General features: G+C 67.0%; 22 protein-coding genes. 17 read left to right on the top strand and 5 right to left on the bottom strand.

All coding sequences use genetic code 11. The annotated features are described in order from the left end of the window. Positions 1-184: 184 nt before the first annotated feature. The 9 genes from AB4Y63_RS05795 (at position 185) to AB4Y63_RS05755 (ending at position 10,663) form a co-directional block, all read left to right on the top strand. Positions 185-1,801 (top strand): sugar ABC transporter ATP-binding protein, encoded by a 1,617-nt coding sequence (locus tag AB4Y63_RS05795; RefSeq protein WP_441790093.1) that lies wholly within the window; start codon positions 185-187, stop codon positions 1,799-1,801. Next, positions 1,801-2,799 (top strand): ABC transporter permease, encoded by a 999-nt coding sequence (locus AB4Y63_RS05790; RefSeq protein WP_441790092.1) that lies wholly within the window; start codon positions 1,801-1,803, stop codon positions 2,797-2,799. Before AB4Y63_RS05795 ends, AB4Y63_RS05790 begins: the two co-directional genes overlap by 1 nt. 98 nt (positions 2,800-2,897) lie before the next feature. Continuing rightward, the gene (locus AB4Y63_RS05785) at positions 2,898-3,731 is read left to right on the top strand and encodes an aldo/keto reductase (RefSeq protein WP_441790091.1); all 834 of its coding nucleotides are present in this window, start codon (positions 2,898-2,900) and stop codon (positions 3,729-3,731) included. Between the two features lie 180 nt (positions 3,732-3,911). After that, positions 3,912-4,802, top strand: a complete 891-nt coding sequence (locus tag AB4Y63_RS05780; RefSeq protein ID WP_441790090.1) for a siderophore-interacting protein — start codon at positions 3,912-3,914, stop codon at positions 4,800-4,802. Between the two features lie 10 nt (positions 4,803-4,812). Then, complete coding sequence (gene pnuC / locus AB4Y63_RS05775) at positions 4,813-5,481, top strand: nicotinamide riboside transporter PnuC (protein WP_441790089.1); 669 nt, start codon at positions 4,813-4,815, stop codon at positions 5,479-5,481. A gap of 153 nt (positions 5,482-5,634) precedes the next feature. Beyond that, positions 5,635-7,740 (top strand): thioredoxin domain-containing protein, encoded by a 2,106-nt coding sequence (locus AB4Y63_RS05770; RefSeq protein ID WP_441790088.1) that lies wholly within the window; start codon positions 5,635-5,637, stop codon positions 7,738-7,740. 15 nt (positions 7,741-7,755) lie between these two features. Further along, the gene (locus tag AB4Y63_RS05765) at positions 7,756-8,181 is read left to right on the top strand and encodes a DUF488 domain-containing protein (protein WP_441790087.1); all 426 of its coding nucleotides are present in this window, start codon (positions 7,756-7,758) and stop codon (positions 8,179-8,181) included. A 52-nt stretch (positions 8,182-8,233) separates the two neighbouring features. Beyond that, positions 8,234-8,662: a DUF1761 domain-containing protein gene (locus AB4Y63_RS05760; protein ID WP_441790086.1), complete on the top strand. Its 429-nt coding sequence runs from the start codon at positions 8,234-8,236 to the stop codon at positions 8,660-8,662. A gap of 177 nt (positions 8,663-8,839) precedes the next feature. Continuing rightward, positions 8,840-10,663 (top strand): stealth family protein, encoded by a 1,824-nt coding sequence (locus tag AB4Y63_RS05755; RefSeq protein WP_441790085.1) that lies wholly within the window; start codon positions 8,840-8,842, stop codon positions 10,661-10,663. Positions 10,664-10,830: 167 nt separating this feature from the next. Here the strand turns inward: AB4Y63_RS05755 and AB4Y63_RS05750 are convergent, their stop codons facing one another. Next, complete coding sequence (locus AB4Y63_RS05750; RefSeq protein WP_441790084.1) at positions 10,831-11,766, bottom strand: phosphodiesterase; 936 nt, start codon at positions 11,764-11,766, stop codon at positions 10,831-10,833. Between the two features lie 162 nt (positions 11,767-11,928). Here AB4Y63_RS05750 and AB4Y63_RS05745 point away from each other — a divergent pair, with 162 nt between their 5' ends. Then, entirely contained in the window at positions 11,929-12,846 is a 918-nt protein-coding gene (locus AB4Y63_RS05745) for an NADP-dependent oxidoreductase (RefSeq protein WP_441790083.1), read from the top strand. Between the two features lie 69 nt (positions 12,847-12,915). Here the strand turns inward: AB4Y63_RS05745 and AB4Y63_RS05740 are convergent, their stop codons facing one another. Further along, positions 12,916-13,158: a hypothetical protein gene (locus AB4Y63_RS05740; protein ID WP_441790082.1), complete on the bottom strand. Its 243-nt coding sequence runs from the start codon at positions 13,156-13,158 to the stop codon at positions 12,916-12,918. Between the two features lie 201 nt (positions 13,159-13,359). Next, on the bottom strand, positions 13,360-13,908 hold the full coding sequence (locus AB4Y63_RS05735; RefSeq protein WP_441790081.1) for an OsmC family protein: 549 nt from the start codon (positions 13,906-13,908) through the stop codon (positions 13,360-13,362). Between the two features lie 307 nt (positions 13,909-14,215). Between AB4Y63_RS05735 and AB4Y63_RS05730 the strand changes: the two genes are divergently transcribed. The 6 genes from AB4Y63_RS05730 to AB4Y63_RS05705 all read left to right on the top strand — a co-directional run bounded on the left by AB4Y63_RS05730 (position 14,216) and on the right by AB4Y63_RS05705 (position 21,946). After that, on the top strand, positions 14,216-15,046 hold the full coding sequence (locus tag AB4Y63_RS05730; RefSeq protein WP_441790080.1) for a phosphatase PAP2 family protein: 831 nt from the start codon (positions 14,216-14,218) through the stop codon (positions 15,044-15,046). A gap of 67 nt (positions 15,047-15,113) precedes the next feature. Further along, positions 15,114-16,388: a type III polyketide synthase gene (locus AB4Y63_RS05725; RefSeq protein ID WP_441790079.1), complete on the top strand. Its 1,275-nt coding sequence runs from the start codon at positions 15,114-15,116 to the stop codon at positions 16,386-16,388. Between the two features lie 7 nt (positions 16,389-16,395). Beyond that, positions 16,396-17,334 (top strand): methyltransferase domain-containing protein, encoded by a 939-nt coding sequence (locus AB4Y63_RS05720; protein ID WP_441790078.1) that lies wholly within the window; start codon positions 16,396-16,398, stop codon positions 17,332-17,334. Beyond that, positions 17,327-18,499 (top strand): FAD-dependent oxidoreductase, encoded by a 1,173-nt coding sequence (locus tag AB4Y63_RS05715; protein ID WP_441790077.1) that lies wholly within the window; start codon positions 17,327-17,329, stop codon positions 18,497-18,499. Before AB4Y63_RS05720 ends, AB4Y63_RS05715 begins: the two co-directional genes overlap by 8 nt. 238 nt (positions 18,500-18,737) lie before the next feature. Beyond that, positions 18,738-20,339 (top strand): DUF7059 domain-containing protein, encoded by a 1,602-nt coding sequence (locus AB4Y63_RS05710; protein ID WP_441790076.1) that lies wholly within the window; start codon positions 18,738-18,740, stop codon positions 20,337-20,339. 164 nt (positions 20,340-20,503) lie between these two features. Then, positions 20,504-21,946 (top strand): FAD-dependent oxidoreductase, encoded by a 1,443-nt coding sequence (locus AB4Y63_RS05705; RefSeq protein ID WP_441790075.1) that lies wholly within the window; start codon positions 20,504-20,506, stop codon positions 21,944-21,946. Here AB4Y63_RS05705 and AB4Y63_RS05700 read toward each other — a convergent pair. Beyond that, on the bottom strand, positions 21,902-22,612 hold the full coding sequence (locus AB4Y63_RS05700) for a Pr6Pr family membrane protein (protein ID WP_441790074.1): 711 nt from the start codon (positions 22,610-22,612) through the stop codon (positions 21,902-21,904). The two genes, AB4Y63_RS05705 and AB4Y63_RS05700, sit on opposite strands and share 45 nt — an antisense overlap. Before the next feature lie 70 nt (positions 22,613-22,682). Continuing rightward, a complete protein-coding gene (locus AB4Y63_RS05695; protein ID WP_441790073.1) occupies positions 22,683-22,952 on the bottom strand; it encodes an acylphosphatase in 270 nt (89 codons plus the stop codon). Positions 22,953-23,138: 186 nt separating this feature from the next. On the opposite strand from AB4Y63_RS05695, the gene AB4Y63_RS05690 reads away from it, so the two are divergent. Further along, complete coding sequence (locus AB4Y63_RS05690) at positions 23,139-23,957, top strand: sulfite exporter TauE/SafE family protein (RefSeq protein WP_441790072.1); 819 nt, start codon at positions 23,139-23,141, stop codon at positions 23,955-23,957. Positions 23,958-24,006 lie beyond the last annotated feature (49 nt).

Raw genomic sequence — 24,006 nt, 5'->3', positions numbered from 1 at the left:
TGGGCGTGGGGAATCCCCCTGGGCGTGGGGGATTGCGCGCGCCTGCCGGGATTTCCCACGCCCAGCTCGAGTGACGCGTCGATCGAGCGACTTCTCGTCGGGAGACGGCGCGCTGTCGTCCCTCTTCGCCCGGATCTGCGAGGATAGGTCTACTTTGTCGGTCGCTTGAATCACTGGGGGCACAATGCTCATGCTCCCCACCGATGTGCCGGAACGCGCAGATCTTCACGAACACGCCGCCCTTCAGGAACACGCGGATGTACCGGAACGCAGCGAACTCGCCGAACGCACACTGTTGCCGCTGCTGTCGATTCGCGGACTCAGTAAGTTCTACGGTCCGACCACGGTCGTTGACGACATCCAGCTCACGATTCCGCATGGCACGATTCACGCGCTGCTCGGTGAGAGCGGTGCCGGCAAGTCGACCCTGATCTCGATGCTGGCGGGCGTGATTCGCGCCGATGCCGGCCACATCGAGATTGACGGCGTGCGCCGCCGCGTGCGCTCGGTGAAGGATGCGCAGAAGCTGGGCATCGTTGCCCTCCCGCAGAAGCTGACGCTGGTTCCGACGCTGAGCGCCCCCGAAAACATCTTCCTCGGCCAACGGCAGCACGGCGCCCTCGGCCTCATCAGTCGACGCGATCTCGAACAGGATGCCGCGGTGCAGTTGGCCCGGCTCGGCCAGCGGGTTCCGTTGCGCACCCCGGTCGGAGAGCTGTCGGCCGTGCAGCAGACCGTGGTCGCGCTGGCCCGGGCGCTCGCCAGCGATTCCCGCTTGCTGATGCTCGACGAACCGACAGCGGCTCTGACCGCTGCTGAAGCTGAACAGCTGTTCGGAGTGCTTCAGTCGCTGCGGGCAGCGGGTACCTCGATCATCTACGTCTCCCGCCGCCTCGACGAGGTGTTCCGGCTCGCCGACACCGTGACGGTGCTGCGGGGCGGCGCCCTCGTCTGGACGAAGCCGGTCGGAGAAACCCATACCGGCGACGTGGTCGCCGCGATGACCGGGCTCGCGGAACATGTTGCCCTTCCCGTCCGGGTGCCAACCCCGGCGCTCGAAACCGAGATCCTGCGCGTCGAGGCTCTGCACGGGCACCGGCTGCAGGGCGTCAGCCTGAGCGCATCCGCTGGGCAGATTCTCGGCATCGCCGGGCTCGCCGGATCAGGCCGCAGCGAACTGCTCAGACTCATCGCCGGCGATCAACGGATGCGGGCCGGCCAAGTTCTGCTCGACGGCGTGCCCGTGGCGGGCGGATCGGTGAGGCGGGCAATGGAGCGTGGAATCGCCCTGGTTCCCGCTGAACGACGCCGGCAGGGTCTCGTGATGACCGCGTCGATCAGACGCAATATCGCCCTCGCGAATGAGGCTGCCGCCGGCTGGCTCGGCCTCGCCTCGCGCCGACGCGAGCGGGCCGTCGCCGAACGTGGAATCGCCCAGATGCCGATCACCGCGCCTCCACGCCCTCGATCCGCGCTGTCTCGCACCGTCGGCGAGCTGTCCTCCAGCGATCAGCAGAAGATCATGCTGGCGAGGTATCTCGAGCGCAAGCCGCGCGTGCTCCTGCTCGACGAACCGACTCGCGGCGTCGATCGGCACACGAAAACCGAGATTCATGCGGCGATTCGGCGCCTCGCCGACGCCGGAGTGGCAGTGATCGTGGTGTCGTCGGAAATCCCTGAACTGCTGGGTCTCGCCGACGAGATTGCCGTGCTGAACGAGGGGAAGCTCGGCGCTCTCCTCCCCGCCGGCGACGCCGACGAGGCGACGATTCTGCAGCACTGTTACCGAAAGGCCGATTGATGCCACGTCGCACCACGCCCACGCTGGCCGGCCCCCGCCCCGGGGCGCACCGGCTTCCGGCCAGATTGGCCGCGCTCGGCACCCTTCTCGCCCTAGTCGGTCTGATTGCGCTCTTCGCGATGCTGACGCCGCAGAGCTTTCTCACCCCGCCCAACCTCAGCGCCATTCTCGAGCAGGTGGCCGTACTCGCGATTGTCGCCTCGGTGCAGACCATCGTCATGGCAGCCGGTGACGTCGACCTCTCGGTGGGCGCGCTGGCCGGCCTCGTCGGAGTGCTGGTGTCGCAGCTGCTCGTGGGTGGGATGCATCCGGTCACGGCCATTCTGCTCGGCCTGGGGGCGGGCCTGCTCGCCGGGGCAATCAACGGCTTGGTCGTCGCGTACCTAGGGCTGTCCACGTTCATTGCAACGCTGGCCACAATGACGTGCTTCACCGGACTCGCGCTGCTGCTCGGCAACGGAGCCGCTGCAGCGGGTCTGCCCGACGCCGTCAGCTGGCTCGGCCTGGGCCGCATCGGACCGGTTCCCGTGCCCGTCGTGATTGCCGTTGTGGTGATGCTCCTCGCCTGGTTTCTGCTCTCCGCCACGGTGCTCGGCCGCACCTGGTATGCAATCGGCGGCAACGCGAATGCCGCGAAGCTGTCCGGCCTCAACACCAAACTGGCGCGGTTCACAGCTTTTGCGCTCTCCGGCGTCGGCGCAGCGCTCGCCGGAATCGTCCTCACCGCCAGCCTGGCTTCTGGGCATACGACAACCGGCGACGCGGCGATGCTCAGCCCGTTGATGCTCAGCTCGATCGCTGCGGTGCTGCTCGGTCTCACGCTCTCCCGCACCGGTTCGCCGACCATCGGTGGAACCGCCGTCGGTCTCGGAATCGTCGGTGTGCTCGGCAACGGGCTCGCCCTGTTGCAGATGAACAGCGCGCTGCAGTTGGTGCTCACCGGAGTCGTCATCCTGCTCGCGCTCGGCCTGGCCCGGCTGAGCCGCCGCCGGCACTGAACCGCCGGCACTGAACCACCCGAAAACCGGGCGCTCTTACCACGGGCTCCTGATCACCCGACAAAGCCTCGGTGAATGACGATCCCTAAGCTGGACCGATGACAAACACCGTGCCCACGCTTACGCTCAACGACGGCCATACCATTCCGCAGCTCGGCTTCGGAGTTTTCAAGGTCGAACCGACCGAGACGACCCGCATCGTCACCGATGCGCTGAGCGTCGGCTACCGGCACATCGACACCGCGGCGATTTACGGCAACGAGCAGGGCGTCGGCGACGCTCTCGCCGCCTCCGGAATCGACCGCTCCGAGCTGTTCGTGACCACCAAACTGTGGAACGACCGCCAGGGCACCCAGTCGGCTTTCGACGCGTTCGATGAGAGCCTCGAGAAGCTCGGCCTCGACTACGTTGACCTGTACCTGATTCACTGGCCGGCACCGGCCAACGACCGCTACATCGAGAGCTGGAAGGCACTCGAGCAGATTCACGACTCCGGTCGGGCCCGCTCGATCGGTGTCTCGAACTTCCTGGTTCCGCACCTGAGCCGTCTGCTCGCCGAGACGGATGTGGTTCCGGTCGTCAACCAGATCGAACTGCACCCGGCCCACCAGCAGCCGGAGGTGACAGAGTACGCGCGCCGTCACGGCATCGCCATCGAAGCCTGGGGCCCGCTTGGCCAGGGCAAATACCCGCTGTTCGACGAGACGGTCGTCGCAGTCGCCGCCGAGGCGCACGGAAAGTCGCCGGCCCAGGTGATCATCCGCTGGCACCTGCAGATGGGCAACATCGTGTTCCCGAAGTCGAACAACCGCTCGCGGATGGCCGAGAACTTCGACGTGCTCGACTTCGAACTGTCGAAGTCTGAGGTCGCCGCGATCTCGGCGCTGGAGCGTGTCGGCCGGGTCAGCGCGCACCCGAACGAGGTCAACTAGCTCGATCGTCGGTCGAGGAGCAGCCGACGACGTCGGCCGCCCCTCGACCACATGGTGCAGCGCACCCTCGTCCTTCACAGCGCCCAACCGGCGTCGACCACAGCTCTCGTGAACTGCTAGTAAAGTTTGCCTGAGTTTCGCGTTCTGCCGTGAACGTCTGTGATGCCGAAGGAAGAGCCTGTGTCTGCACCCGTATCTGAGCCCGTCGTCGTCAACGCCGACCCGGCGACCGGCGTGGCGACCCGGCCGGCGAAGGGTCGCTGGCTGGCCGAGGTGCTGCGCACCGAGCGGCTCACCCCACAGATGATGCGCGTGACGTTCGGCGGCGCCGGGCTCAGCGAGTTCGCTGTGGGGGTGCCGACGGACAGTTACGTCAAGCTGCATTTCGTGCCACGGGATGCCCCGTACGGCGTTCCCTACAACGCCGACGAGATCAAGCGTGACCTGTCACCCGAGTGGTGGCCGATCATGCGCACCTACACGGTGCGGTCCTGGGATGCCGGGACCGGCGAGCTCGCCATCGATTTCGTCGTTCACGGAGACGAGGGTGTCGCGGCACCCTGGGCGCTCCACGCGGCGGTCGGCGACCAGATCTACGTGACCGGCCCGGGCGGCGCCTACGCGCCGAATCCCGCTGCCGACTGGCACTTGTTCGTCGGCGACGACTCCGCGCTGCCCGCCATCGCGGCAGGCCTCGAATCACTGGTGTCAGGGAGCCGGGCGTTGGCCGTGATCGAGGTGGGCTCTCCCGCCGACGAGCAGCGGATCGCATCCGCCGCCGACGTGGAGTTTATCTGGCTGCACCGCGACGACCCGGCCGGACCGCCGGACATCGCGGCCACGGTGCGAGAGCTTCGCTTCTTGCCCGGCCAGGTGCATGCCTTCGTGCACGGGGATGCCGGCTTCGTGCGCGAGCTTCGCCGCTATCTGCGCGTGGAGAAAAGTGTCGCGCGCGAGTTCCTCTCGATTTCGGGGTACTGGAAGCGCGGTCTGGCCGAAGACGGCTGGCGCACCGCCAAACAAAGTTGGGCGCAGCCGGTGGACGACGCCGAGGCGCAGCTCGAGCGATGAATGAGTGGCAATGAATCTGATTGAGTGGCTCTTCGACGCCCAGCTGCACATCGGCGGCCAGGTGATTCTGTGGCGCGAGATTGTGGGCAACCTCTTCGGTCTCGCCAGCGCCCTCGGCGGAATGCGCCGCAAGGTGTGGGCCTGGCCGGTCGGTATCGCCGGCAATCTGCTGCTCTTCACCGTCTTTCTCGGTGCCGTCTTCGGCACACCCAACCCGGTCAACCTCCTCGGCCAAGCGGGGCGCCAGATCATGTTCATCGTCGTATCGATCTACGGCTGGATTCAGTGGTCGCGGGCACGCAACTCGCCGACCCACGTCGCCGTTGTCCCGCATTGGGCCGGCAACCGGGTGCGCATCGTGCTCGGCGCCACGATGATCGGCGGCACGCTAGCGCTGACGCCGATCTTCACCGCGCTCGGCTCGTTCGAACCGGTCTGGGCCGACGCCTGGATTTTCACCGGTTCGCTGCTGGCCACCTATGGAATGGCGAAGGGCTGGACGGAGTTCTGGCTTATCTGGGTCGCCGTCGACGTAGTCGGTGTGCCCCTGCTGGTGAGCGCCGGCTACTACGTGTCGGCTGTGCTCTACGTGTTCTACGGCGCCTTCACCCTCCTGGGTTTCTTCGTCTGGATGCGCGTGCAGCGTCGGCAACGCGAGGCGCAGGCGCTCCTGCTCTGACGCTGATGGATGGCCCGCCGCGGGCCCGGCGCGGGCCCGGCCCCGACCGCCCAGGCGCGGTGTATCCCCGCTGGCGCGCGCTCTACCCCGCGCCCATCGGGTTACACCGCGCCGGGACTGCGTAGAGGCATCCACGAAGAGCAGAATGGGTGCATGACTAACCGTCTCGCCGACGCGATCAGCCCGTACCTGCGTTCCCACGCCGACAACCCAGTCGACTGGTTCGGCTGGGGTGCCGATGCCTTCGCCGAGGCGCGCGCCCGCGACGTTCCGGTGCTCGTCTCGATCGGGTACTCGACCTGTCACTGGTGCCACGTGATGGCGCGGGAGAGTTTCAGCGACCCCGGGCTCGCCGCCAGCCTTAACGAACGCTTCGTCAGCATCAAGGTTGATCGGGAGGAGAACCCCGATGTCGACGCAAGCTATCTCGCGGCGGCCAGTGCCTTTACCCGAAACCTGGGGTGGCCGCTCAATGTCTTCGTCACCCCCGACGGGCAGGCGTTCTTCGCCGGCACCTACTTTCCGCCCCGGCCAGCACCCGGGCAACCGTCGTTCGGGCAGGTGCTCGACGCCGTGACGGATGCCTGGATCACCCGCCGAGACGCGGTCATCGCCGGGGCGCAGCGCGTCGCTGACGCGGTGGCGGCCGTCACGATTCCGGCGGCTGTCGCCCTCGCCGGCGACGATGCGGCCGGAAGCGAGCCAAGCGCGCGGCTGAGCGCCGACGCTGCTCGGGCGATCGTGGCCGGGTTGGCCGACCAGGAAGATCAACTCTTCGGCGGATTCGGCGGCGCACCGAAGTTTCCGATGGCACCCGTGCTCGGGTTTCTGCTCGAGCAACCCACGGGGCAGTCGCTCGCGCTGCGCACGCTCAAGATCATGGGCGCCTCACCGCTTCGCGATCCGGTCGAGGGCGGGTTCTTTCGCTATGCGGTGCACCGTGACTGGTCGGAACCGCACTACGAACGGATGCTCTACGACAACGCTCAGCTGCTCGATCTCACCGTGCGCGCGCGTCAACTGACCGACGAACCGTGGGCGCGCATCCTCGCTGACGGTGTCTCGCAGTTTCTGCAGTCGGTGATGCAGCTCCCGTCCGGTGGATTCGCCAGCGCTCAGGACTCGGAGAGCACCGTCGACGGCGAACGCGTCGAAGGCGGTTACTACGCCCTCGACCTGATCGCGCGGCGGAAGCAGACGCCGCCCGCGCTCGATGCGAAGGTGCTCACCGGCTGGAACGGTCTCGCCATCGGGGCTCTCGCCCGCGCCGGATTCGCCGCCGGCGACCCACAGTCCATCGACGCGGCCCGGCGTGCCGCCGACTACATCCTGGCCGCCCACGTCTTGACCGATCGCCTCGTGCGGGCTTCGGTCGACGGGCGCATCTCCGCGGCGCCGGCGACGCTGGAGGACTACGGGATGTGTGCACACGGCCTCCTCGAACTTTCACTCGTCACCGGAGAGGTCGACTACGCCACCGCGGCCCGCCGCCTCATTGACAGCACGCTAGCCCCGACCGCCGACACCGCCGGCTCTGATGCGACAGAGCCCGATACCCCAGCCGATGACCCGGCCATCGTCGGCACGAACACCGCTGATACCGCCGACACAGCCGACACCGCAGGCTCGGCGGCGACCTTCCGGGTGCCGACCGGGGGAGATCCGGTACTGGTCGCCCAGGGGCTTGCCGTCTCGCTCGACCCTTCGGAAGGCGCCTACCCGTCGGGGCTCACTGCCTCCGCCGATGCCGCGCGCCTGCTCTATCAACTCACCGGGGAGTCACGCTATCGCCAGGCAGCGGACCAGGCGCTCAGCGTCGTCGCACCCCTCGCCCTCGCCCAGCCGCTCGCATTCGGCGGCACTTTGCGGGCGATGGCGCGGAGCGCGGCCCCCACGATTCAGCTCGTCGTCGTGTCGCCCGAGGCCCCGAGCGCGTCCGACACAGCGGCGTCCGATACAGCGGCGTCCGATACAGCCGTTCCCGACACAGCCGCGCCCGCCACCCGCAGCGCGGTTGAACGCGACTCCCTGCTGAACGTGGCCCGTCGCTATCCGGCCGGGCTCGTCGCATCCGTCACGGTCAGCCAGGCCGCGGCCTTCGCCGAGGCGGGATTCTCGCTCTTCGCCGATCGCGGGGTCGTCGACGGTAAGCCCACGGCATACTTCTGTCGTGACTTCGTCTGTCGCCTTCCGATCACCGATGCCGCGGCGCTCGACGCCGAACTGCGCATCCCGACCCTGGACGACAAGCCGGGCTAAGACCACACTGAGCGCATGAGCATTGACCGCATGAGCATTGTGATCAAACGGGCCTACGACGATGCGGCTGCGAGCGATGGGGTGCGAATACTCGTCGATCGGCTGTGGCCGCGCGGGGTCACGACCGAGCACGCGCGCCTCGACGCCTGGCTGAAGGACATCGCGCCGACGCCGGAGCTTCGCACCTGGTGGAACCACGACCCTGAGCGTCTCGACGAATTCGCCGCTCGCTACCGGGCCGAGCTCGACGGCAATCCCGCCACGGTGAAGGCCATCGACGAGTTCTGGGCATGTGTTTCGTCGGCCGGCACGGCGACCCTCGTCTACGGCGCAAAAGACCCGGTCGTCAATCACGCCCGGATCCTTGCCGAGTACCTCACCGAGTCCGAGGCCCAGAAGCACGGTGAGGCGCAGCATCCGGATGTCGCCCCCGGGCATTAGCATCGAGCCATCCGCTTCGTCGCCTCGACGGGCCTGCTGAAAGGACTCGATCATGGTTCCGGAAATCAATATCTGGGCTGTACTGCTCGCGACGGTGTCGAGCATGGTCGTCGGAGCGATTTGGTACGCAAAAGCGGTCTTCGGCACCTACTGGATGAAGGCCGTCGGACACGACGAAGAAAGCATGAGGAAGGGCTCGGCCGCGCCCCTGATCGTGACGGTGATCGTCAGTTTCATCACCGCATGGGTGCTCGCCGGAGCCGCGGCAATCGCACAGAACTTCTACCACGGCAGCTTTCTGGCCAACACGTTGCTGACCGGCCTCATCCTCTGGGCCGGATTCACCGCCGCCCGCATGATCACCCATGACGCCTTCGACCGCCGCCCGCGCGGCCTGACCGTGTTGAACATTGCCCATGAGCTGGTGACGATCATGATCATGGCCCTCATCATCGGGCTGTTCGGGATCAGCGCACTCTAGCGATCCACCGGCGGGAACCGACGTACACTGAGAACAGCGCGACCGCTTTGCCCGGCTGCACAGCACACGGTCTCGACATTCCCGGCAGAGCCGCCGTTCGGCAGTGCCGAACGCATGCTGCTCAGCGATGCGTGTGGATGCCTGGTGAACCTGTGTTCTATTGTCTCGAGGAGAACCATGGCCACTTTTGATCGATCCGGATCACACGGCGAACGAGGCAGCACCCTCGGCAGCGGCCATATCAGCAGCCATGCGGGATCGCACGGCGGCGGACACGGCGGCGCCCACGTCGGAACCCACGTCGACGCGCTCGGATCACCCTCGTCAGACGAGTTTCTGGGTACCAACACGGCAGCGATGCCGGTGCTCTCACTGAGCGGCGAGCCGGAGCTGGTGCTCGTCGCGCCGAACGAACGCACCCGCCGGTTCGACCGCGACGATGTCGTCGTGCGCAAGGGTGAAATTGCGCTCGTCAACGGGCATTTCACACCCCACGAGTCCATGGTGACCGACCTCATCGCCGTGCATGACGCCCTCGAGGCGGCGGGGATCGATTTTCTGCTGGTGCGTGGCGATCAGAATCGGCTGGTCATTGCTGTCGACCGTGCCTCGCGCAAGAAGATCTCACAAGCGCTTGCCGGCGCGTTCGCCGATGAGCCGTTCTACGCCAAGCCGCAGGACGGCAACCAGACGCAGCCAGCTCTCATTGCCGACGGTGCGCTTGCAACGCTCAAGAAGTCCTCGGTGTTTCGGGTCTACCGCCCGCGCATCGAACCGATCGGTCGCCTCCGCTACGGCTCGCAGACCGCGTTCCAGCTCGAATTCTGGCGCTTCGGCGAAGACGACATCGTCGCCCCGGTCGAGAATGCGTTGATGCGCACCCGGCTTCCCCGCTCCGAGGCTCGTGAAACCACGATCGACCTCTACGACCGCCAGTGGCGCACCCTGCCGAGCATGTTCGACGACCTGGCCAGCGATGTCAGCTTCGACATCGACCTCGTGTTCTCCTGGGTCGACGGCTCCTCCTCCGACTTCCAGCGTGAACGAGCCAAGCGGATGCAGGGCTATGTCGCCGGTGAGGGCGACGACTCCGACGCGCGCTTCCGGCAGATCGACGAACTCAAGTACGCCCTGCGCAGCGTCTACCTGTTCGCACCCTGGGTGCGGCGCATTTTCATCGCCACCGACTCGCCGGCACCCGTCTGGCTCGCCGAGCATCCGCGGGTCACCATCATGCGCAGCGAAGAGTTCTTCGCCGACCAGAGCGCGCTGCCCACGCACAATTCGCACGCCGTCGAAAGCCAGCTCCACAACATCCCCGGTCTGGCCGAGCATTTCTTGTACTCCAACGACGACATGTTCTTCGGGCGGCCGGTCGGCCCCGAGCTGTTCTTCTCGCCCGGTGGGGTCACCAAGTTCGTCGAGGCGGCGACCCGCATCGGATTGGGCGAGAACGATCCCAGCCGCAGCGGATTCGAGAATGCCGCACGGGTCAACCGGGCCCTCCTGCTCGGCCGATTCGGCAAGGTGACCACCCGGCACCTGGAGCACACCGCGGCCCCGCTGGTGAAAAGCGTGATGCGGGAGCTGGAGAACGAGTTCCCCGAAGACTTCGCGCGCACCGCGGCCAGTCAGTTCCGGTCGGCCACCGATATCTCTGTGACGAACTCGCTCTACCACTACTACGCGCTGATGACCGGGCACGCGGTGGCGCAGACTCAGGTGCGCTCGATGTACATCGAGACGACCCTGAAGCGGGCTCTGCAGCAGATGAAGCGGCTGCGCAAGCGTCGCGACCAAGACATGTTCTGCCTCAACGACGGCAGCTTTCCTGAAATCTCCGACGAAGTGCGGCGCGCTGCGGTGACCGAGTTTCTCGAACTGTACTTCCCGTTCCCGGCACCATGGGAGAAGGAGGCGACGCCGACCGACGGCGCTGCCGACTCCGTGATCGACCCGGCGGTCGACCCGTTGCTGGGCGAGGCGGTGCGTCGGGCGTAACTCGCCTCAGCGCGGGGCTGGGCCGTTTCGTGCGCCCGGCCCGGCTGTGTTCCTGTGCCGAGTTTGACCGTTGCGGTCGAGATTCCCCGGCACAACGGGGTACCTCGACCGCACGTGTCAAACTCGACGAGGTCTGGCGACTCGACGAGGTCTGGCGGCTTTCGGCGTCAGGCGCTGAGTACCGAGATCGGCGTCGTGCGCGGCGGCTCTGCCCGCAGCGTGCCGGCCGGCAGAATCTCGATCTCCGACTCGGCCAGGCGCCGGGCGCTCTCGGCCGCGTCGATGTATTCGAGCGCCGGGTGGCTGCCGAGCGGCACGACGGAATGCAGCACCGTGTCGGGGTAGACGTGCACGAGATTGAACGCGCGCGCGGCATCCTGACCCCGGGTGCCGCCGACGGGAACCGTCAGATCCTGGGTGTAGCAGGTGGCGGATGCGACCGACACTGGAATGCCGGCGAAGGTTGCGGTCGACGAATAGTGCAGATGACCGGCGAGGATGCTGCGCACGTCGGAACCGCGCAGCACCTGGGCGAGCGGACCCTGGTCGCGCAACTCGACTGACACTGCAAGGTCGAGCACGCTCGGCACCGGCGGATGGTGCATGGCCAGGATCGTGCCGTCCGGGGCGGGAACCCGCAACTGCTCGCTCAACCACTCCAACTGCTCGGGCCTGACCTCGCCGTAGTGGTGGCCGGGAACCGAGGTGTCGAGTGTGATCACGCGCAACCCATTGATCTCGACCACATCGTCGATCGGCGAGGTTGTGGGCAGCTCACCGAGCAGTGTCGTGCGGAAGACGGCGCGGTCGTCGTGGTTGCCCATCACCCAGATCACCCGGGCGCCGAGGCGCGCGGCCGTGGGTTCGACGATATCGCGCAGACGATCGTACGCCTGCGGTTCGCCGCGATCGGCCAGATCGCCGGTGACGATGATGGCCTCCGGCCGTGCACCCGACGCTTCGACCTCGGCAAAGAGCTGGGTCAGATGCTCTGCGCTGTCGACCTGTCCGTAGAGACGATGGTCGCCGGCGAGAAGGTGCGTGTCACTGAGATGGAGCAGGAAATGGTCCGGCCTGGGGTACTCGGCCGTTCGAATGCTCACAGAGCTTCCATTCGTTCGAAGCGCACACTCTCTAACGCGCACGCAGACGGTTCACGCAACATTCGACCAGACGTTTATGAACATTTGGTGTACGCCACGCACTATCCGGATTGCAAAAAATCGGGGGGCGCGGCATCTGCCTCCTGTGCTTATGCTGTCGGAATGGCACGCTACGTACGTTTCGACGAGTTCGGTGGCCCCTCGGTGCTGCACATCGAGCACGACGAACGGCCGCAGCCGTCCTCGGGTGAGGTTCGGGTGAGGGTGCACGCGGCCGGGCTCAACCAGGTCGATGTGAAGATCATCCGCGGCGGCCCCACGGCGGCCGGTTACAACGCAATTCCGCCGTGTGGCAATGGCAACGACTTCGCCGGCGTCGTCGACCAGATCGGTGGCGGGGTCGCTGACTTCACGCTCGGCGACGCGGTGCTCGGCGGCAAGCGGATGTACGCGCAGGCCGACTATGTGATCATCGACGCGACCAGGATCATCCGCAAACCCGACGCAATGAGCTTCGAGGTGGCCGGCGCACTTGATATTGCGGGGCGCACCGCCTGGGCCAGCGTGAACTCGTTGCATCTGACTGCCGACGACACCGTTTTGGTGAGTGCAGCCGCCGGGGGAGTCGGCATTCTGGCCGCGCAACTCGCGCGGCGCACCGGTGCCCGGGTGATCGGAACAGCCAGCGAAGCCCATCATGAATTCTTGCGCGGGCTGGATGTCATCCCTATTGCCTACGGAGAAGGCTTGCTCGAGCGGGTGCGCCAGGTCGCCCCGCGGCTGACGGCGGCCCTCGACAATCAGGGTCCGGCAACCATCGATGTCGCGCTGAAGCTCGGGGCGCCCGGATCCCGGATCAACACGATTGCGGCCCGCGGTCACCGGGCGGATGCGGGAATCACCGGAGTCGGCGGCAAGACAGCGACGCTCGCCGACCTGGCGGAGGTCGCCGAGCTGATCGCCTCCGGAGAGGTGGTTTTGCCGATCGATCGCACGTACCCGTTGGAGAAGGTGCGCGACGCCTACGACTATCTGATGGGCGGGCACCTGCTGGGCAAAGTGGTTCTCACGCTCGTCTGAACCCTTGCTTGAACAGGTGTTTGTCCGTGTGCCTGAGTGTGAACGCATCTGTGAACGCCCAGGGTGCGGTCACGGGTGGGTGAACCCCGAGGTCGTTCCGGGGATCACCGGACCGCTGTCGTCGCCATGCTCGTAGCGCTCGATCTTCTCGCGACCGGACTCCGCCGCGCGGTGGCGCTCGACTTCGAAGTCACCTTCGAGCTCAGGCGAGGTGGCTATTTCTGCAGCGTGGATGTCCGTCGTGCGGAGTGCAGGGAATCCAAACGCCGAAGTGCCGCGCTCCCGCCGGCCATGCTCATGTGAACCGAACATATCCTCGACGCTACGCTTCTCGGCTGTGAACGCAAGCTCCATCTCGTTGATCGAGGAGCAGCCGACGGAGGAGGCCGCGTCTCGAGATCCCGCGAGCCGGTCCTCGAACCTGGGTTGGGTTTGGAGACCGGCTCACGAGGTCTCGAGACGCTCGCTGGCGCTCGCTCCTCGACCAACGAAATGGTGAAAGCGCGGGGCTGTCTAGTTGGCGACCAGCGTGACGGTGACCGGAGTGGCGTTGGCAAACAGGTCGAGCACCGGGCAGTGGGCGTCGACGGCGGCGTGGAGGTCCTCGTAGCGGGCGTCGCTTTCGGGGCCGGTGACGCGCACGGTGAGGCGGATGGCCGAGAACCCAGGACGCACCGAGTCGTCGACGCCGAACAGTCCGCGCACGTCGAGGTCGCCCTCGGCTTCGGCAGAAATCGAGTCGACCCGAATGCCGAGGTTCTGGGCGTAGAGGCGATAGACCACGATCTGGCAGGAGATGAGGGCGCCGAGCGCAAACTCCACCGGGCTGGCCGCCACGTCATCGCCCGCGAGCGCGGCGGGTTCGTCGACGAAGAAGACCTGCTTGCCGGCCGTGATGCGGCTGGCGACCGACCCTTCACCGACACCTGTCACGGTGTAGCTGAGCTGGGCGTTGTTGACGTTGGCGCTGATGCGATTCGACCAGGCGGTTCCGGCATCCGTCAAACGCGCGGCGCGCTCATCGGCAGTGATCGGGGGAATGGTGTCGATGGCGAGGGTCATGTTGTTCCTTTGCGATATGCGGTGGGCGCGAGCGGAGTCTCAGACTAGGAAGCAACGCAGTCGCGGGCGAATACACCGTTCATGCGCCGTAACATTTCACGGCGCGTTCATGCGCCGTGACGTTTCACGGCGAAGGTGAGACAACGCTGTCGCGGGGAATGGCGCGTTCAGAGGCCGTGACGTTTCACGGCGAAGGTGAGACAACGCTGTCGCGGGGAATGACGCGTTCAGAGGCCGTGACGTTTCACGGCGAAGGTGGAGGTGGCGCTGTGCAAGCTCTGCGGATCGCTGTGGCACAGTTGAACAGGTGAGCGCTTCAACTTCGATCGGCCCGGCCAGATACCTGACCGGTGCTGTCTGTGCCGCTCTGGCGTTCATCGCGCTCTACTGGTTCTTCGTGAAGACCTACAACGGGCAGATTGTCGATCAGCTCGCCTTCGATGGAGCCGAATTCGGGTCACGCAGTGTGACCCCGCTGACCAACGCGCTTCTCGACCGGGTGCCACTGATCTCGGCGGTGATCTGCCTGGTGCTCACCCTCGTGATCGCCGCTGTGCGCCGCAACTGGTCGACTTTTCTGGTCGCGGTGGCCGCTGCCGGCGCGGCCGTCGCGACGACCCAAGTGCTGAAGTACGCCATTCTGACCCGCCCCGATCTCGATGTCGCCGGGTACGCCGACAACTCATTCCCCTCGGGGCATACAACGGTGGCCGCAGCATCCGCCCTCGCTGTCTTCCTCGTTTCAAGCCCGCGGATGCGTCCCACCGTCGGGGCGTGGGGGGCGGCGTTCGCTGTTGCGGCCGGTCTGTCGACAGTGGCCACCCATTGGCACCGGCCGAGCGATGTGATTGCCGGGCTGCTTGTCGTCGCATTCTGGGGATGTCTCGCCGGAGCCGTTTTGTCACAGTTCGGGCCAGCCAGGCCGGCTCCGGCTCGACCCTGGCGGGCCGGGCGTTTGGTGTGGATTGTGGTGCCGTTCGCCGTCGTCACGGGCGTGGCGTTCGTGATCACCGTGCTGCGGGCATCCGGGGAATCGACGGAGACTCTCATCGCCTACATCGGCGGGATGGCGGCCATCGTGGCCGCCGGTTTCGCCGTCGCGGTGATCGGCACCCGGCTGTTCGCCCGGTTGCCGTAACCGAACTGCGCCGAATTCGGGTTATTTCAGGGGTGCCACTTCGAACACTCGCATGGCACACTGAGCTATGGCCGTCACGTTGCGTTCGCTACAGACTGCAGTACCCCCGACAATCCTGGTGCAGGAGCAAGTGCGGGATGTCTTCGCCGCCCAGCCCGATCTGAGTCGCCTGGCCCAGAGGCTGGTGACAACGTCGTTCAACCTGTCGGGCATCGACACGCGGCGCACCGTCATCGCCGAACTCACCTACGACGTCGATACGCCGAATCCGCAGTTCTTCGATCCGGTCGAGCAGCGCCTGCTCATTCCGGGAACCAAGGTGCGCAACGAGCTCTACATCGTCGAGGCGACGAAGCTCTTCGTCGAGGCGGGTCGCCGGGCCCTCGAGAACTGCCCGGGGGTGACCGCCGCCGATGTGACGCACGTCGTCACCGTGTCGTGCACCGGGTTCTTCGCCCCCGGGCCCGACTACATGCTGGTGCGCGAGCTGGGACTGAACCCGTCGACGCAGCGCTACCACCTCGGCTTCATGGGATGTTATGCGGCGATGCCTGCCCTGCGCACGGCGAAGCAATTCGTCGAAGCCGATCCGGATGCCGTCGTGCTGGTGGTCAGCGCCGAGCTGTGTTCGCTGCATCTGCGCACCTCGAACGATCCGGACACCATCGTCGCCTCCTCGCTGTTCGCGGATGGCGCGGCAGCGGGAATCGTGTCGGCCCGCGACCCCTGGCCGGGCGAAAGCGCCCTCACCCTCGATCATTTCGAGACGGTGATCACGCCCGTCGGCGAGGGCGACATGGCCTGGAAGATCGGTGACGAGGGTTTCGAAATGGTGCTGAGCAGCTATGTACCGCACATCATCGACGAGCACATCGAGAGCGCCTTGGCGCCGCTGCTGGCGCGTGACCCGGAGCTGGCCGAACTGATCGGGGCCGACGGCTCGCTGTATACCGGGGTGGAATCGGGCGAGGCGAACGGGGAGCTGGCGATCGGCGACGACGGGCCGCCCGACGACGGCGCAACGCTCGAGGCGAGCGGCGCGCCCAGCGTCGCCGTGCTGACCAAACCGTTGAATGAGGCGATCGCGCACTGGGCGATTCACCCCGGTGGGCGCAGCATCCTCGACAAGACCGAGGCGAAACTCGCGCTCACTGAGGCTCAGTTGGAGCCGGCCCGGCAGACACTGCGGGAGTTCGGGAACATGTCGAGTGCGACAGTGCTGTTCGTGCTCAAGTCGATCATGGACTCGCCGACCACCGCCGACGGCGAACGGGTCTGCGCGATGGCATTCGGTCCGGGACTCACCGTCGAATCAAGTTTGATGACCGCGAGCCGCGGGTAGCCGCCCGATGGCCTTCCCATCGCTCGGCTCTCGGGCGATCGACGCCGTCGAGATCATGGACGGCGAGTGCGACCCGCAGCGCCTCGAGCGCACCTACGACGAATTCCGCTATGTCAACGCGGTGGTGTCGGGATGGCGCACGATCTACCGCCGGGACATCCGTCCGATGCTCAGCCCCTCCAAGAACAGCACTCTGCTTGACGTCGGGGCCGGCGGCGGCGATGTGGCGCGGGCGTTGGCGCGCTGGGCGGTGCGCGACCGGTTGCGGCTGAGCGTGACCGCGATCGACCCGGATGCGCGTGCGCACGCCTTCGCGGTCGGCCAGCCGCCGCTGCCGGGGCTCGTGTTTCGCCGGGCGCTCAGCTCTGAGCTGGTGGCAGAGGGGGCGCGGTTCGACTTCGTGGTGTCGAATCATGTGCTGCATCACCTGAGCGCCGCCGAGCTCGGCGGGCTGCTGTTCGACTCGGAGCAGCTGTGTCGGCGGCGCGTGCTGCACGCCGACATCGAGCGGAGCCGGTGGGGTTACCTGGGGTTCGCGGTCGGCACCTTTCCGTTCTTCCGGGACTCCTACATTCGTGAAGACGGCTTGACGTCGATCCGGCGCAGTTTCACGGCGCGGGAATTACGGGCGGCTCTCGAGACGGCGGGGCTGGCGGCCGGTCTGACCACGGGCGGAGTCGCCCAGAGCGGTCGGGCAACGGGCGGAGGCCTGGCCGGGCCGGCCGGCTGGCATGTCACCCGTGAGCTGCCGTCGCGCCTGGTGCTGCGCTGGGTCGCGCCGCGGGCAAAGCCGGTCGGTACGTCTCCTCCGCCACTCGCGTCGAGTTTGACACTTCCGGTCGAGCTTGCGCGGCACACCAGGCAAGGTCGACCGGAACGCGCAAACTCGGCGGGTGCGGGTGCGAAGCCAGGGGAGCGGGCGCCGGCGGAGCCGACGGATGCCTGAGGTGCTCGTCGTCGGCGGCGGCCCGGTCGGGCTGCTGACCGCATGCCTGCTCGCCCTGCGCGGTATCGATGTCGAGGTGTTCGAGGCGCGCACCGAGCCGTCCCTGCGCTCCCGAGCCATCGGCATCCACCCGCCGGGCCTGGCCGCGCTGCAACAGATCGGCATCGCCGACGAACTGCTCGCGCGGGCAGTGAGAATTCGGGAGGGAGTCGTCGGTTGTGATGGGAGGGCGCTCGGCCGGCTGTCTTTCGAACGGGCGGCTCCCGCCCACCCCTTCGTCGCCTCGCTGCCGCAGCATGAGACCGAGGAGCTGCTCCGGGAGCGCTTTCGGCAACTTCGGCCGGGCGCCCTGCACGAGGGGGTCGCGGTGTCGGATGTGCGTGACACCGGGAATCGCGTCGAAGCCAGATTCGCTGATGGCCGGGTGGTGAGCGCCAGGTATCTCGTCGGCGCCGACGGGGCGCGCAGTCGGGTGCGAGCGGCGGCCGGGATCGGCTGGCGCACGATCGGCACCGGTGAAACCTATCTGATGGCCGACTTCCCTGACTCGGGCGCGAACGGGTCGACGGCGGTGCTGTTCTTCGAACGCGGCGGGGTCGTCGAATCGTTCCCGCTGCCGGGTGGGAAACGCCGATGGGTGGCGATGACGAATGGGCTCACCCCGGAAGCGAGCGGTGCCGACCTGGCCGACATCGTCAGACGACGCACGACGGTGACATTGCCCGATGCGCTGGCGGCGCCGAGCGCCTTCGCGGTGCAGCAGCGGCTCGCCGAAGGGATGGTCGTCGGCCGCATTGTGCTGGTCGGGGATGCGGCGCACGAGATCAGCCCGATCGGCGGGCAGGGGATGAACCTCGGATGGTTGGATGCTGTCGCTCTCGCCCCGGCCCTCGAGCGTGCGGTCACGGCGGATCGGGAGGCGCAGACGGCGCATCGTGACGGTAACTGCGACTCTGCTCTGGAGGCCGACGCCGCCCTGGCCGCATACGACCGGCGCCGGCGCAGTGCCGCTCGAATGGCCGTGCGGCAGGCCGGATTCAACATGGCGATGGGACGCCCGTACGACGGGCTGCGCCTGCATGCCCGCAACGCCGCAGTGCGGGTGCTGGCGATCCCGCCCGCGAACCAAGTGCTGGCCCGGGCGTTCACGATGCGCTGGCTTTAACCGCACAGCCCGAGTTTTTCTCCCGCCGGCCCGATGCGTGCCGTTTGTGTGGCTAACTCCGGTTACTCCCGGGCGGCGACGGCAACAAGCCCTCGGCTGCCGCGGATTCCTGCGGTTGTCAATTTCCAGCATCCGAGATAACCGGAGTTAGCCACAGGGGCAGTGCCATGAAGCGGTGCCCGACGGGGAAAAGCAGGGAAGGCGAAGCGTCGCCCCCGGAGTGCAGTTGAATAGTTGAGTGACTTCCGCACTGATCGACCAGCTTCGTACCGACCTCGCCTCCGCCAACTTCAGCGTGACCGCACTCACCGGGTTGTGGGGGAGCGCAGCGGATGCCGCCCTGCACCGCAATCAGCGGGTTCCGGCACTGCGGGCGCTCGCCGAGCTGCGCGAGAAGCTCGGTCGCGAAGAGCGCTCGGCCACCCTCGCGCGACTGTTCGTGCTCGGGCTTCCGGTGGCGCAGACGGATCTGGACGCCGCACTTCCGACCCTCGGGATCAACGGAGCCGTCGAACTCGGCCTGATCGGCATCGATGACCGGGATGCCTCCGTGGTGCGCCCCCTGCTCGAACTGCGCCCCTACAGCTTCATCGACGGCCACGGGGCCGGTAGCTGGTGGATTGTCTCCGACCTCGGCGAACTCGCTCTCGGCCACGAACTCGGTGAGAACCACGTGCTCGGCGTCGGTGGAGCCTCGCTCACCTTGGCCGGACTGATGATTCCGAACGAGGTGGAGTCGGCCCTCGACCTCGGCACCGGATGCGGTATCCAAGCGATGCACGCCGCCCGCCACGCCGCGCGGGTCGTCGCCACCGACATCTCCGAGCGCGCACTCGAGCTTGCCGCGCTGAACGCCGAACTCAACGGCATCAGCAATATCGAGTTTCGTCTCGGCAGCCTGTTCGACCCTGTTGCCGGGGAACGATTCGACCACATCATTTCGAACCCACCGTTCGTGATCACGCCGCGCACCGAGGGGATTCCGAGCTACGAGTACCGCGACGGCGGCCTCGTCGGCGATGCGATCGTCGAGGCGGTCGTGACGGGTGCGGCCGCTCACTTGAACCCCGGCGGAATCGCCCAGCTGCTCGGCAACTGGGAGTACCACGAGGGTGCCGAGTCGACCGGGAGTACGAGCGGCGACGCGTTCGACCGGCTGCGCTCGTGGCTCGACGCCCCGAACGGCACCGAGGAAACGCCGCTTGACGCGTGGATCATCGAACGCGAAGCTCAGGGTCCAACCGACTACGCCGAAACCTGGATTCGTGACGGAGGCACCCGTCCCGACACAGCCGACTTCGACCGCCTCTACGGCGCCTGGCTCGACGACTTCGAAGCCCGCCGTGTGAGCAAGGTCGGCTTCGGCTACATGCTGCTGCGCGCGCCGCTCAGCGCTTCTCCCGACGCAGCCGGGACATCCGCGCCGCTCCGCCGCCTCGAACGCCTTCATGACGCCCTCGGCGCGAACGCCGCCGGCATCGGCAGTCACTTGGCCGCCTGCCTGCAGGCGCACGACTGGCAGGTGGCGACGGATGACGCCCAGCTCGCCGCCTCCCATCTCACTGTCGCTCCCGACGTGACAGAAGAGCGGCATTACTGGCCAGGGCAGGACGACCCCACCCTGATGACCCTGCACCAGGGCGGTGGGTTCGGGCGCTCCGTGCAGCTCGACACCGCGCTCGCCGCACTGATCGGCGCCTGCGACGGCGAATTGTCAGTGGGAGCGATCATCGGGGCACTGGCCCAATTGCTCGAAGCCGACGAGACCGACCTGCGGGCCGAGCTGCTGCCCCGCGTGCGCGAGCTTCTCGACGACGGCTTTCTGCAGGCGCCCGCCTAGGCGCGTCGCTGAGCGCTTCACCGGGCCATGTCGCAAGCCCGAACCTCGAAGCCTCGAACATCCCGAGCTTCATGGGTTAGTTTGAGGGTTATGAATGGCGAGGTCCCGAAAGCGCATGGTGCCGCAACACCCGGCGCAGCACCGCACGAAGTGACGCGCGCATCGTGATCGATCGTCGAACCTTTCTGCTCGTGTCGGCATCCGGCCTCTCTGTCGCGGCGCTCGCCGCGTGCACGCCCGTGAATCCCTCGCCGACGAAGTCGCCGACCTCGACCGGCTCACCGAGCCCATCACCGGTTCCGAAGCCCGCCGGGATGCAGCGCACGAACTGGTCAAACGATCCGTTTGCCGGCGGTTCGTTCAGCTACCAGGCAGTCGGTTCGGCTCCTGAGCAGCGTGCCGACCTGGCCGCTCCTGTGCTCGACCGCATCTTTCTGGCCGGGGAGGCCGTTGCCGAGGTCGCACCCGGGACGGCCCAGGGTGCACAGGATTCGGGCCGCGTCGCGGCGACCGCCGTTTTCACAGCGGCATCGGCGCGGGAGCGCGTCGCGGTGATCGGCGCAGGCCTGGCCGGCCTCACCGCCGCTCGCCAATTGAGCGACGCCGGTTTTTCGGTGATCGTGATCGAATCCCGTGACCGGGTCGGCGGTCGCATCGATACCGTCTTCGGCTCGGACTGGCCGTTCCCGATCGAGCTCGGCGCTTCGTTCGTGCACTCGACCGCCCCGGTCGGCAGCCCGAGCCTCGACGATGAACTCGCCGCAGCGGGCGTCGCGACGGCCCCCGTCAGCACGCCCGCTGAAACCCGCGATCGCTCGGGCGAGACGGTGACGGTTCCCGACACCGGTGCCCGGCTGCTCACCGCCGCGCTCGACTGGGCCGCGACGCAGCCCCACGACGTCTCGGTCGCCGACGCCCTCGTTGGTTCCGGCGCGCCGACGCCGCCGCCGACCGCGCCGACCGCGGCAGAGGGTGCCGCGCCGACGGATGCCGACTGGCTGGGCCTCGAACTCGTCACCGATGTCGAGATGCCCACCGGGGCATCCGCGGCGGAGGTCTCGGCCTGGTACGCGCCAGCACCCAGTGCCGTCAACGCGGAATTCGCCGACGAGCGCATTGTGCTCGGCGGCTATTCGACCCTGCTCACCTCGATGGCCACCGACCTCGATGTGATGCTGTCGACCATCGTCACCAAGATCGCCTACACAGCCCAGACCGTGAGCCTGCGGATGGCGACCGGCGAATCGATCAATGTCGACCGGGTGATCGTGACGGTGCCGCTCGGGGTGTTGAAGGCCGACGCGCTCGAGTTCAGCCCGCCGCTGCCGTTTGCGCACCGCGCGGCGATCGCGGAGCTCGGCATGGGAGTTCTTGACAAGATCTGGCTGCGCTACGACACCCCGTTTTGGACGTCGGAGGCTGAAATCTGGAACGTCGTCGGCGACACCGTGGACTTTCCGGTCTGGGTGAACCTGCTGCCGCTCACCGGGCAGCCCGTGCTGATGGGGCTGACCGCCGCCGACAGTGCACGTCGTCTCGCGAAGCAGGATGACGACGAGGTGTTAGCCGCGGCGCTCCGCAGCCTGGAGCCGTTCGTCGGCCAGTAGCGCCGGCACCGGATGCCGCTGCGGCGCGGGCGTCCACCACGGTGACAATCTGAGTCGTGAGGTGGCCACAAGCAGCGCCGTCACGCCGACGATGATTGCGAGACACATCAGGCAGTAGATCACCGTTTCGGCGACGCTGACCTGGCTGCCATCGAGAAAGAAGTAGGGGTACCAGCCGACCTGGGCACCGCGAATCAGAGTGAAGACACCCCAGACGAGCGGGTAGATCACCACCCAACCGAGCAACCGCCAGCGCATCCGGTTCTTGTGCGGGTCGAAAAGCCAGTCGAGCAACGCGAAGGCAGGAATCCAGAAGTGAAGCAACTGATCTGACCACGGCACATCGATGCGATACGCCCGCGACGAGGACTCCACCACCATCACGGCGAAGACGATGCCGGAGACGATGATGTACGTCGTCACCAGGGTGCGCAGCACGTCGAGCCAGGGAGGGTCCTCCCGGCGGCGAAACGCGACGATGGCGGCGAGCGTGAACATGACCACAGCCGCCATGGCGCTTTGAATCGTGAAGTAGCTGAAGAAGTTGTTGGCACCGAACGACTTGAAGCCGAGCACGTAATCGAAGTTGCCGATCAGCCCGACAACGCCCGCGCAAGCGAGAACGAGCCGGCCGATGCCGAACCCCTGCCGAACGCTCAGTCTCATCTGGAGAGACCCAGATGCCCGTGCGCTTGCATGCTTCAACGCTACGCCAGTGCGGCTGAGCGCGGGTTGCCTAGCCGACGATCATGAAACCGCTCAGGCCGGTCGGCGTCAGCTCCGACACTTCCACGCTCTCGACGCGAGCTCCCGGCGGACCGACCGCCAGCCAGTCGAGCATCGCCGCGACCGGTGCCGCATCGCCCTCGACGACAACGTCGACCGCGCCGTCGTCGCGATTGCGTGCCGTTCCGGCGACGCCGACACGCAGCGCTTCGGCTCGGGCGGAATAGCGAAATCCGACGCCCTGCACGCGGCCTCGCACCAGAATTCGTTGGCAGATCACAACTCCATTCTGCTCCGCCGGCCGGGTGATGACGACGAGCGTGGCCCTCGCGTGCACCGGCAGGTCTCTCGCGGGTGCTTATAATCGCTCGGGGGCTCGACGCGCATCCCGCGACGGCCCCGCTCCGTCAACGCTGACTTTCCGACGTTCCCCGGGCATGATCGCCCGCGACCGAAAGCAGCCAGTATGACCGAGCACGACACTTCAGTGCGTGACCACGCCGCAGCCGACGCCCTGCACACGCCCCCGCGCCGCTGGCTGGTCTTGGCGATTGTCGGTCTGCTGGGCGGTCTGCTCTCCGGCCTTCTCGGCGTCGGTGGCGGCATCCTGATGGTTCCGCTTCTGGTCGGGCTGGCCGGCATGGACCAGCGCCGTGCCGCGGCGACCTCTCTGGCCGCAATCGTGCCGACCGCGATCGTCGGAAGCGCGAATTATCTGGTCAACGGGCACATTGACCTCGTCGCGGGACTGGTCATCGCCGTGGGCGCTGTTGTCGGTGCGATGATCGGGTCGGCCCTGCTGGCCCGGCTGTCGCTGGCCTGGCTGCGCTGGACCTTCATCGCACTGATCGTGATCGTGGCAATCCGGATGCTGCTGGTCACCCCGATCCGCGGCGACACGGTCGAGCTCAGCATCGGTGTGGTGCTCAGCATGCTGGCCGTCGGACTGCTGATGGGCATCGCATCCGGCCTGTTCGGCATCGGCGGCGGTCTGATCGCCGTGCCGGCCCTGATCATCCTGTTCGGTGCCAGCGATCTGGTGGCTAAGGGCACCTCGCTGCTCGTCATGATTCCGACGGGAATCACCGGAACGCTGCGCAATCGCGCGAACAAGTTGATCGATCTGCCGAGTGTTCTCGTCGTGGGGGTTGCGGCGACCGCGGCATCCTTCGGGGGAGTCGCGCTGGCGCTGTGGCTGCCGGCCGCGGTAGCAAACATGCTCTTCGTGGCGCTGTTGCTCCTGGCGAGTGTGCAGCTGTCGGTTCAGGCGATCCGGCGACGCTGACGCGCATACCGCAGCGGCACAATTCGCCGCACTACCCCCGTTTGGGGCT

This window comes from Leifsonia sp. YAF41 (assembly GCF_052113185.1).
Taxonomy (GTDB): Bacteria; Actinomycetota; Actinomycetes; order Actinomycetales; family Microbacteriaceae; genus Cryobacterium.
Note: the sequence above shows the minus strand (reverse complement) of the source record. Positions and strands in the feature narration are given on the sequence as shown.